Here is a 10,746-nt window from a genome sequence, read left to right on the forward strand (position 1 = left end):
CGCTGTCCCCCGTCCCCCGGTGTCGCCGCAGCTCGGCGAGCCGGCAACAGGATTCGACACCAGACCGAGGAGACCGTGTGAGCGTGCCGCCGTTGTTCCCGTCCCTGTCCGCCCCTCCCGCGAAGACCGCGGTGCGGTTCGGGGAGCGGACCCTGACCTACGACCAGCTGGCAGGGGCCGCTGGCGCGCTCGCGGGCAGGCTGACCGGCGTGGGCCGGGTCGCGGTGTGGGCGACGCCGAGTCTGGAGACCGCGGTCGCCGTGGTGGGCGCACTGCTCGCGGGGGTGCCCGCGGTGCCGATCAACCCGAAGATCGGCGAGCGCGAACTGGCGCACATCGTGTCCGACAGCGAGCCGGGCCTCGTGCTCGCCGCGGGAGACGACGAACTGCCTCAAGGCCTGGCCGACGTGCCGCGCATGGACGTCGACGACGGCCCCGCCACGGCCGACCCGCTCCCGGAGCCGGACGCCGAGGCGCCCGCGCTGATCGTCTACACCTCCGGCACGACCGGGGCACCGAAGGGCGTCGTCCTGCCGCGACGTGCGATCGCCTCCACATTGGACGCCCTCGAGGACGCGTGGCAATGGACGTCGGACGACACCGTGGTGCACGGGCTGCCGCTGTTCCACGTGCACGGCCTGATCCTCGGCGTACTCGGCCCGTTGCGCCGCGGCGGCACGGTGTGGCACCTCGGCAAGTTCTCCACCGGCGCACTGACCGCCGCGCTGTCCGACGGCGCCACGATGATGTTCGGCGTCCCGACGATGTACCACCGGATCGCCGACGAGGTCGACTCCGACGCGGCGCTGGCCGAGACGTTGCGCGGCGCGCGGCTGCTCGTCTCCGGGTCGGCCGCGCTTCCCGTGCACGACCAGGAGCGCATCCACGCCGCGACCGGCAGACGGGTCGTCGAGCGCTACGGCATGTCCGAGACCCTCATGAACACCAGCGTGCGCGCCGACGGCGAACGCAAACCGGGCACGGTCGGCGTCCCGCTCCGCGGCGTCGAGCTGCGGCTCGTCGACGAGTCCGGCACGCCGATCGAGACGTGGGACGGCGAGACCGTCGGCGAGATCGAGGTGCGCGGCCCCAACCTGTTCACCGAGTACCTCAACCGGCCGGACGCCACGGCCGAGGCCTTCCACGACTCGTGGTTCCGCACCGGCGACATGGCCACGCGCGACGGCGACGGCTACGTCAAGATCGTGGGCCGCAAGGGCACCGACATCATCAAGTCCGGCGGCTACAAGATCGGCGCGGGCGAGATCGAGAACGCGCTCATCGAACATCCCGGCGTGGCCGAGGCGGCGGTGACCGGCGAACCCGACGACGACCTCGGCGAGCGGATCGTGGCGTGGGTCGTACCCGCCGGTGCCGCACCGGACGAAGCGGAACTCGCCGACCACGTGGCCCGGCTGCTGACACCGCACAAGCGACCGCGAGTCGTGCGGTTCCTCGATCGATTGCCGCGCAACGACATGGGCAAGCTGATGAAACGGTCGCTCCATGGCTGACCTGCCCGACTCGGCCCGCGGAACGATCGACGCCGTCGCCTCGGCGTTCACCGACCTGCCGAACTCCGCCCTACCGAGTTCCGAGCATCCGCGGGCATCCGAGGTGGACGGACCGATCGGCTGGGCGGGCTACGACGCGGCCCGCGACCGCGCGCGGCAGCGGACGGGAGAGCAGGAGTCGGTCGTCTGCGGCACCGGTGTCGTCGACGGGGTCGAGGCGGTACTGATCGCCTTCGACTTCGGCTTCCTCGGCGGTTCGATCGGGCAGCGGACTGGGGACCGGATCGAGGCCGCGTTCGCGAGTGCCCGCAGGCAGCGGCTTCCCGTGGTGTCACTGATCGCCACGGGCGGCAGCCGGATGCAGGAGGGCATGCGGGCGCTGACCCAGCTGCAGCGCATCGCACGGCAAGCGGCGTCGACGCGCGCCGCAGGGTTGCCGCAGCTGGCCGTGCTGCGGAATCCGACGACCGGTGGCGGGTGGGCGACCCTGGGCGCAGGCGCGGACGTCACGCTGGCCGTTCCCGGAGCGCAGGTCGCCTTCGCCGGTTCGCGGGTGCGGCCACCGGGCGAGCCGGACGCCTACACCGCGGAGGGACAGTACGCCGCGGGACACGTGGACCAGATCGTCGAACCGCATCTGCTGCGGGAGCGCCTCGGCCGATGGCTACGGCTACTCACCGGCGCGTCCACTGAACCCGCTCCCCCACCGGCGAGGCCCCCGCGGGAGGCGCCCCGACCGCCCGCGACCGGGTGGGACGCGGTGCTCCGCGCGCGATCGACCGGTCGCCCCACTGCCCGGTCCTATGTGGATTCCTACGTGGACTGGCGCGAGGACATCCGCGGCGACCGGTCCGGCGGCACCGACGACGGTGTGTTGTGCGGTTTCGGGCATCGTAACGGTGCCACCGTGGCGTACGCGGCGCAGTGCGGCACGGCGACCACGCCCGCCGGATTCCGCACCGCGGCACGGCTGGTGCGGCTCGCCGACCGGCTGGGCATCCCCGTGCTGACGCTCGTCGACACGCCGGGCGCCGCCAACGACGCAGCGGCCGAACGTGCAGGTGCCGGCCCCGCGATCGCCGAGCTGTTCTCGGCGATCGCGTCGGCGACGGTGCCGGTCACCACGCTCGTGATCGGCGAGGGCGGTTCCGGCGGGGCGCTCGCGTTCGCAGCCGCCGACCGCATGTGGATCACCCCGGACGCCTACTTCTCGGTCACATCCCCGGAAGCCGCCGCGCGGATCCTCAAACGCGACGCCGACGACGTCCCCGCAACCGCCGACCAGCTACGCCTGCGCCCGCAGGACCTCGTCGACCTGGGCATCGCCACCGGCATCACCGACTGAGCCGCGTCACGGCTTCCACCGGCGACGACCCGGCTCCTTGAATCGACAACACAATCCCCGGAACCCGCAACACGATCTCCGGAACCCGCAACACGGCCCCCGGAATCTGCAACACGGCGGTCAGGGGAGGGTGTCGACGCGGGCTTTCCAGGTGCCGTGGGGCTCGAAGCTGACGGTGCGGGTGTCGTCGGCGTGGCGTTCGATGCGGACGACGAGACGGTCCTCCGACAGCGGTTCGGCCAGCCCCTCGCCCCACTCCACGACGACCGCGGACTGCTCGAGTTCCGCATCGAGGTCGAGGTCGTCCAGTTCGGACAGATCGCCGCCGAGCCGGTAGGCGTCGACATGGACGAGAGCGACGCCGCCGTCCGGCGCGGAATGGACGCGCGCGAGCACGAACGTCGGGGAGCTGACGCGGCCGGAAACGCCCATGCCGTCGGCGATGCCGCGCGTCATCGTCGTCTTTCCCGCACCGAGCGGGCCGGCCAGCAGCACGAGATCCCCCGCCCGCAGCGACATCCCCAACGACCGTCCGAATCGGATCGCGTCGTCGGCCGTGGTCAGTTCGATGGTCACCGGCGCCACCACCTCGACTTCCGTTTCGCCTTCTCCTTGCCCGTGACACCTGTGCACCGTTGCACCAGTTCGATCACGTGGCCGTTGACCTCGTCCGGCTGTTCGAGTTGCAACATGTGCCCCGCGCCGGGAAGTCGCAGCAGCGACGCGTCCGGCAGCTCGGCGACGATGCGTTCGGTGTGCGAGTACGGCGTGATGCGGTCGGCGTCCCCGCCGACGACGAGCGTGTGCACGTGTTTCAGTCCGGCCAGCGCCGCGTATCGGTTGTGGGTGCCGAACGTGTCGGCGAAACCGGCCAGCTGTTTCACCGATGACACCGCCAGCATCTCCTGCATGAACGACACGACCTCCGAAGGCACGTCGTGCTTGCCGAACGCCAAATGCCGCACGGCGGTGCGGGTCAGCTGCCCGCCCGCGGCGCGCACGAACTCGACGATCCCGGGCTGCCATCCGGCGAGTTCGCCGACACCGCGGGTGATCGGATTCTTCCGAGACAGCAAGGATTTCGGCAGTCCGTGGCTGCCGACCTCGCCGGCGGCCGTGGCCAGCAGCGCCACGCCACACACCTGCGAGGCGAACAGCTCGGGTGCCTGCTGGGCCAGCTCCATGAGCACCATGCCGCCCATCGAGTGTCCCATCAGGACGATCGGCTCACCCGACGCGACGGTGCGGATCACGACGTGCAGGTCGGCGGCGAGCTGTTCGATGGTGCTGGTGTCCGGGTCGGCGGGCCCGGACTCGCCGTGCCCGCGGTGGTCGTAGTACACCTGCCGCACGCCCGGCTGTTCGAGCGCGGTGAGAGCGCGGCGCTGGAAATGCCAGCTGCGCCGTGAAAGGGCGAATCCGTGCACACCCACCACTGTCAGTGCGGCCTTCCCCGACCGCGGTGCGATCTCCTCGACGAGCAGTGGCGTGCCGTCCTCGGCGGCGACCGTCGAGACCCTGCCGTCGCCCGGCGCGCCCAGGACGCCCTCGGGTTCCGGCCTGCCCACCTCCGCGGTCACGACTCCGCTCCCGTGTAGGTGCGCTGCAGCCGGGGCCGGTACATGCCCGTGACGATCTCGTAGTCGATCGTGCCGATCGTGTCCGCCCATTCGCGCGCGGTCGGCCCGCCCTCGGAGCCGGTTCCGAAGAGCACGACCTCGGCGCCGACCGGAGGTTCGTCGTCGCCGCAGTCGACGACGATCTGGTCCATGCACACCCGGCCGACGACGGGCCGCCTGCGCCCGCCGAGCCAGACGTCCATCCGGCCCGACAGCGTGCGCGGCACGCCGTCGGCGTAGCCGACGGGCACGAGCGCGAGTGTCGTGTCCCGATCGGCGGTCCAGGTGAGGCCGTAGGACACCGCTTCACCCGCCGCGATGCGCTTGGTCAGCACGACGTGCGAGGAGAACGTCATGGCGGGCGTCAGTTCCGCGGACCCGGGGACGGGATTGAGGCCGTAGATCGCGATGCCCGGGCGGACGAGGTCGAAATGCAGGTCCGGGCGGGTGAGCGTGGCGGCCGAGTTGGCCAGGTGCCGCAACGGGTTCAAACCCGCCTCGCGCGCGAGCTCGTAGGCGTCGGAGAACCGCCGGGCCTGCCGGTCGATCGAGGGGTCTCCCGGTTCGTCGGCCGCCGCGAGATGCGACCACACGGCGACGACGTCGACACCTGACTCGGCGGCGGCGGACTTGACCAGCGTGGGCCACAGTTCGGCCGGGCAGCCGTTGCGCGACAGCCCCGTGTCGATCTTCAGGTGCACGCGTGCCCGCCTGCCGGTGCGCGCGGAAGCGCCCGCCACGCGCGCCAACTCGGAGGCGGACGACACCGACACGTCGACGCCCGCCTCCAGCGCGGGTGCGAAGTCGGCGTCCCACGCATCGAGCCAGCTGAACAGCGGCACGTCGATACCGGCCTCGCGCAGTGCCAGTGCCTCGGCCATCGAGCACGCGCCGAGCCACGTCGCGCCGCCGCGCAGGGCCGCACGTGCGGCCTGCTCGGCGCCGTGGCCGTAACCGTCGGCCTTGACGATCGCCATCGTCTCGGCGCCCGACGCGGCCGCGCGCGACGAGAGCAGTGCGACGTTACGGCGGATCGCGCCGAGGTCCACGGTCGCCAGCGCCCGCGCCGGCCGGGTGTGTGCGGTCATGAGGTTCCTGCGCTGCTGTCGTGTGTCGTTCCGGTGTGCGGTGTCGTTCCGGTGTGCGGAGCCGCCGTTCGGGCCCCTCGTTCGTGGACTGTCGTCCGGTGGGGCCACCGTTCACGCACCGTGTGCGCCATCGTCGCACAACGCACGTACCCGCCGGATCGCCTCCGGTACGGCCGTGAGCACCTGCGATGCCGACGTCGGCGCCCCGGCCGCGGCGATCTCCCCCGCACGGGCGTGCACGTCGGCGGCCGCCCCCGCGGCGAACCACGGGTCGAGTCCCGCGGCGAGCAGTGCCCCGAGGATGCCCGAGAGCACGTCGCCGGACCCCGCGGTCGCGAGCCACGCGCCGCGCGGACGGTTGACGAGCACCCGCCCGTCGGGGGCGGCGACGAGCGTGCAGTGGCCCTTCAGCAGCACGACTGCGTCGAACCGGCGGGCCGCGTCGCGGGCGGCGGCCACGCGGTCGGCGCCGGGGCGGTCGCCGGTGAGGCGGGCGAACTCGCCGTCGTGCGGGGTGAGCACCAGCGGCGTGTCCGGATCCCGCGCGTCGAGGACCTCGGGCCGCGTGGCGATGAGCGTGATGGCGTCGGCGTCGGCGCACACGGGCACGCCCTGCCCGAGGACGTGGGCGAGGACGTCGGAACCGTCGCGGCCCGTGCCGAGGCCGGGGCCCGCAGACCACGCCTGCACCCGTCCCGCGTCGGCCACCGACCCGGTCGCGACGGCCTCGGGCCACCAGGAACGCACCTCGTCGGCGGCAGGCCCTGCATAACGCACCATGCCGGACGTCGCCCGCACCGCGGCGCCCGCGGCGAGGACCGCCGCGCCGGGGTAGGTGGCCGAGCCCGCGGCGATCCCGGCGACGCCCTGCGTGTACTTGTCGTCCTCGGGGGAGGGAACCGGCCAGGCCGCGGCGACGTCGGCGACGTCGAGCTGCTGCAGCTCGGGCGGCCGTCCGTGGTCGGCGCCCAACGGCAGGCCGAGGTCGACAAGTGTGACGTCACCGCACCGCCCCGGACCGAGCAGGTGCACGGGTTTGCGTGCGCCGAACGTGACCGTGGCGACGGCCCGCACGGCGGGTCCGTCGACGGCGCCGGTGTCGGGGTCGACGCCACTGGGCAGGTCGACGGCGAGTACGGGCGCGGTGACGCGGCCGAACAGGTCCGCGGCGGCGGGCCGGAGCGGACCGCGGGCGGAGATGCCGACCACGCCGTCGACGACCAGCTCGGCCCGTTCGATCCACTGTGGAACGTCCGTCTCGGACAACACGCGGCCACCGGAACGGCGCAACGCGGCCAGCCCCGCGGCGTGCGCCTTCTCGGGAGCGAGCAGCACCGCGGCGACGCCCACGCCGCGCCGGCGCAGGAACGCCCCCGCCCACAGTGCGTCACCGCCGTTGTTGCCCGCCCCGACGACGAGCAGCACCCGGCGTCCCGCGACACCGCCCGTGTGTTCGGCGAGCAGCGCGGCCGCGCGCACCGCGACGGCGTGGGCGGCGCGCCGCATGAGCGCACCGTCGGGCGTGCGGGCGAGGACCTCGTCCTCGGCCTCCCGCACCCCGGCGGTCGTCCACGCGCCGCGCACGGCGGGTTACTCCACCGTCACGGACTTGGCGAGGTTGCGCGGCTTGTCGACGTCGTAACCGCGCGTCCGCGCGATCTCGGCGGCCAGCACCTGCAGCGGCACGGTCGACACGAGCGGCTGCAGCAACGTCGACACGGCGGGCACCTCGATGAGCTCGTCGGCGAACGGACGCACCGTCTCGTCGCCCTCCTCGGCGATGACGACGGTGCGGGCGCCGCGAGCCTGGATCTCACTGATGTTCGACACCAGCTTGGCGTGCAGCACCGCGCGGCCCCGCGGCGACGGCATCACCACCACCACGGGCAGGTCCTTCTCGATCAGCGCGATCGGACCGTGCTTGAGCTCACCCGCGGCGAAGCCCTCGGCGTGCATGTAGGCGAGCTCCTTGAGCTTGAGCGCGCCTTCGAGCGCCACCGGGTAACCGACGTGCCTGCCGAGGAACAGCACGGCCTTCGAGTCGGCGAGCCGTGCGCCGAGTTCGCGCACCTGGCCGACGGTCGACAGCACCTGCTCGACCGCCTTCGGCATGGCTTCGAGCTCGGCGAACTCGCGGCCCACCTCGTCCGGGTACTTGGTGCCGCGGGCCTGGGCGAGCGCGAGGCCGACGAGGTAGTTGGCGGCGATCTGCGCGAGGAACGCCTTCGTCGACGCGACGCCGATCTCCGGGCCGGCGTGCGTGTACAGCACGGCGTCGGACTCGCGGGGGATCTGCGCGCCGTTGGTGTTGCAGACCGCCAGCACCCTGGCCTTCTGCTCCCTGGCATGGCGGACCGCTTCGAGGGTGTCCATCGTCTCGCCGGACTGGGAGACCGCCACGACGAGCGTGTCGCGGTCCAGCACCGGGTCCCGGTAGCGGAACTCGCTGGCCAGCTCCACCTCGACGGGCAGGCGGCACCAGTGCTCGATCGCGTACTTCGCGACCAGCCCCGAGTGGTACGCCGACCCGCACGCGATGACGAACACCTTGTCGATGTCGCGCAGATCCTGGTCGGAGATGCGCTGCTCGTCGAGGACGACCCGGCCGCCGGAGAAGTGCCCGCGGAGCGAGTTGGCGAGAGCCTCGGGCTGCTCCTCGATCTCCTTGAGCATGAAGTACTCGTGGCCGCCCTTCTCGGCGGCCGACAGGTCCCAGTCGACCGTGAACGGCTTGCCCTGCGCGAGCTCGCCGTGGAAGTCGCTGACCTCGTAGCCCTCGCGGGTGATCGTCACGAGCTGGTCCTGGCCGAGCTCGACGGCCTCGCGGGTGTGCTCGATGAACGCGGCGACGTCGGAGGCCACGAACGTCTCACCCTCGCCGACGCCCACCACCAGGGGCGACGACCGGCGTGCGGCGACGATCAGATCCGGGTGGTCCGCGTGCGTCACGACGAGGGTGAACGCACCTTCGAGCCTGCGGCACACCGCCCGCACGCTGGCGGGCAGGTCGCCCGCAGTGTCCGGGTCCTTGTCGTAGGCGCGCGCGATGAGGTGCGCGGCCGTCTCGGTGTCGGTGTCGCTCTCGAGCTCGACCCCGTTCGCCTCGAGCTCGGCGCGCAGCTGCGCGAAGTTCTCGATGATGCCGTTGTGCACCACGGCGACGCGTTCGGCCGCGTCACGGTGCGGGTGCGAGTTGCGGTCCACCGGCGGGCCGTGGGTGGCCCAGCGCGTGTGGCCCATCCCGGACCTACCCGCGAACCGCGACCGGCCCACCTCGTCCAGCGCACCCTCCAGGTTCGCGAGCCTGCCCGCCTTCCGCTCGACGGTCAGGCCGCCCGCCCCGTCCAGGACGGCGACGCCCGCCGAGTCGTAGCCGCGGTACTCCATGCGTCGTAGCCCACCGAGCACCACATCCAGTGCGTCCCGGTGCCCGACGTATCCGACGATTCCACACACGCCCTCCAGCGTATCGACACGGCGGCGCGGCGCCCTGGCGGCCGCGGTGGACGGGCGTTGCGCCTCCGCACGGCAGGTGCCCTCGGGGGCATGAACCTCCCGCCGCCCCCGGCAGCACCAGTGCGGATCGCGCACCTGTGTCGGCCGTCTCGTCGCCGCGGGTTGTCGAGTAATCTGCCCGGCATGGCCAAGGCGAAGCAGTTGCTCGAGGACCTCACCTTCCCGGGACCGCACGGCGTGCTGCGCGGCGACCTGGCACTGGTCGGGTTGCCGGGCGTGGTCTACACGCCGAAGGAGGGCCGCGGGCTGGCTGCCGTCGCGTTCGGCCACGGGTGGCTGCAGCCGACCGGCCAGTACCGCGAGCTGCTGCGGCACCTGGCGAGCTGGGGCATCGTCGCGGCCGCTCCGTCGACACAGGGCGGGCCGTTGCCGTCGCACCGGCTGCTGGCCGACGACCTGCTGTCGACCCTGGACATGCTCACCGGGGTGCGGCTCGGACCGGGCGCGATCAGCGTCGACCCGGAGAAGCTGGGCGTCGGCGGCCACTCCACGGGCGGCGGCTCGGCGGTGCTGGCGGCGGCGAAGGAGCAGTCGGTACGCGCGGTCGGCACGTTCGCGCCCGCGCAGACGGTCCCGTCGGCATCGGAGGCGGCCCGTCAGGTGGACCGCCCGGGACTGCACCTGGCCGCGGAGGACGACCTCGTGGCGCCCGCCCAGGGCAACGCCGAGGCCATCGCCCGCGCCTGGGCCGGCCCGGTGCAGCTGCGGACCGTGCCGAAGGCGTCGCACCTGGCCGTCACCGAGGGCATGCACTGGAGCAGGCTGCTCGTGCACGGCAAGCCGAACCGCGCGGCGCACCGCACCGTGCGCGCACTGCTCACCGCGTTCTACCTGACGCACCTGACCGGCACCGACACGTACCGGCCGCTGCTCGACGAGAGCGTGAAAGCCGCCAAGATCGTCGACCTCGACGAGTCGGGCTCCGGTTCCGACAAGGCCGTGACGGCGAAGGCGAACTGACCCGGCCGAGCTGGGTCTCGGCACACACCGGCCACAGCAGTCATAGCGGTCACAACAGTCATAGCGGCCACAGGGCCGGGCGGGCTGCGCTGATGTACCGACTCCGACATGGGCGTGTCAGGCCCCGACGCCGCAGTCGAGTTCCGGCATCTTCGCCGGAACTCGACGACTAGACGAACCAGTCGCGGTTGGCGAAGTCCTCGTCGTCGTCCTCCTCCGCGCGCCGGTGCCGCGCGGCCGGCCCGGGCTGCGTCGGCTGCTGCGACGGTGCAGGGTCCGCGGCGGGCGGTTGCGGCGGCGTGGCGGCGGGCTGCGGCGGGGCCGCGGCGGCCTGCTCGTCCTCGAAGCCGTCCCCGGCGGGACCGAAGTCCATCGTGCGGCCACCACCGTCGTCGCGCCGCTGCAACCACTCGTTCTTCGAGTTCGGATCCTCGCGGGCTTCCTTGTTGGCAGCGATCTGCTCGTCGAGTTCCTTGTTCAGTTGCACGGCAGCCTGCCGACGCGCTTCCGCAGCCTCTTCCCGCTCGCGTTCTGCCTGCTGCGCCCATTCGTTGATCTCGGCGGTCGCGGCACGCAACCGGGACCGATTGTCAGCGAGCCGCTGCGCCAGCTCCGAATCCGCACTCTCGACCATGACTGTTCCCCGCTTTCTCCCAGATCGGCGCCGAAGCGGCACCCATCCCGAAACCGTCGCCTGCCACGCC

General features: G+C 72.6%; 9 protein-coding genes. 3 read left to right on the forward strand and 6 right to left on the reverse strand.

The window, feature by feature from the left end:
• Positions 1–83 precede the first annotated feature (83 nt).
• Complete coding sequence (locus FHS23_RS00500) at positions 84–1,514, forward strand: acyl-CoA synthetase (protein WP_343053733.1); 1,431 nt, start codon at positions 84–86, stop codon at positions 1,512–1,514.
• Entirely contained in the window at positions 1,507–2,859 is a 1,353-nt protein-coding gene (locus FHS23_RS00505) for a carboxyl transferase domain-containing protein (protein WP_183646077.1), read from the forward strand. The genes FHS23_RS00500 and FHS23_RS00505 overlap by 8 nt, the downstream gene beginning before the upstream one ends.
• A 120-nt stretch (positions 2,860–2,979) precedes the next feature.
• On the opposite strand, the gene tsaE is transcribed toward FHS23_RS00505, so the two are convergent.
• The 5 genes from tsaE to glmS form a co-directional block, all read right to left on the reverse strand.
• Positions 2,980–3,444, reverse strand: coding sequence for a tRNA (adenosine(37)-N6)-threonylcarbamoyltransferase complex ATPase subunit type 1 TsaE (gene tsaE / locus FHS23_RS00510; protein WP_183650487.1), 465 nt, complete (start codon positions 3,442–3,444; stop codon positions 2,980–2,982).
• Positions 3,432–4,439 carry an alpha/beta fold hydrolase gene (locus FHS23_RS00515; RefSeq protein WP_343053543.1) on the reverse strand — a complete coding sequence of 336 codons (1,008 nt, stop codon included), beginning with the start codon at positions 4,437–4,439 and terminating at the stop codon, positions 3,432–3,434. Before FHS23_RS00515 ends, tsaE begins: the two co-directional genes overlap by 13 nt.
• Positions 4,436–5,566 (reverse strand): alanine racemase, encoded by a 1,131-nt coding sequence (gene alr / locus FHS23_RS00520; protein ID WP_183646081.1) that lies wholly within the window; start codon positions 5,564–5,566, stop codon positions 4,436–4,438. The genes FHS23_RS00515 and alr overlap by 4 nt, the downstream gene beginning before the upstream one ends.
• Positions 5,567–5,677: 111 nt before the next feature.
• A complete protein-coding gene (locus FHS23_RS00525; RefSeq protein ID WP_183646083.1) occupies positions 5,678–7,150 on the reverse strand; it encodes an NAD(P)H-hydrate dehydratase in 1,473 nt (490 codons plus the stop codon).
• Between the two features lie 6 nt (positions 7,151–7,156).
• Entirely contained in the window at positions 7,157–9,022 is a 1,866-nt protein-coding gene (glmS, locus tag FHS23_RS00530; protein ID WP_183646085.1) for a glutamine--fructose-6-phosphate transaminase (isomerizing), read from the reverse strand.
• A gap of 183 nt (positions 9,023–9,205) precedes the next feature.
• Here glmS and FHS23_RS00535 point away from each other — a divergent pair, with 183 nt between their 5' ends.
• Entirely contained in the window at positions 9,206–10,042 is an 837-nt protein-coding gene (locus FHS23_RS00535; RefSeq protein WP_183646087.1) for a dienelactone hydrolase family protein, read from the forward strand.
• 169 nt (positions 10,043–10,211) lie between these two features.
• Here FHS23_RS00535 and FHS23_RS00540 read toward each other — a convergent pair whose 3' ends face one another.
• Entirely contained in the window at positions 10,212–10,676 is a 465-nt protein-coding gene (locus tag FHS23_RS00540; protein WP_183646089.1) for a hypothetical protein, read from the reverse strand.
• Positions 10,677–10,746 lie beyond the last annotated feature (70 nt).

The organism is Prauserella isguenensis, from assembly GCF_014191605.1.
Classification (GTDB): domain Bacteria; phylum Actinomycetota; class Actinomycetes; order Mycobacteriales; family Pseudonocardiaceae; genus Prauserella; species Prauserella isguenensis.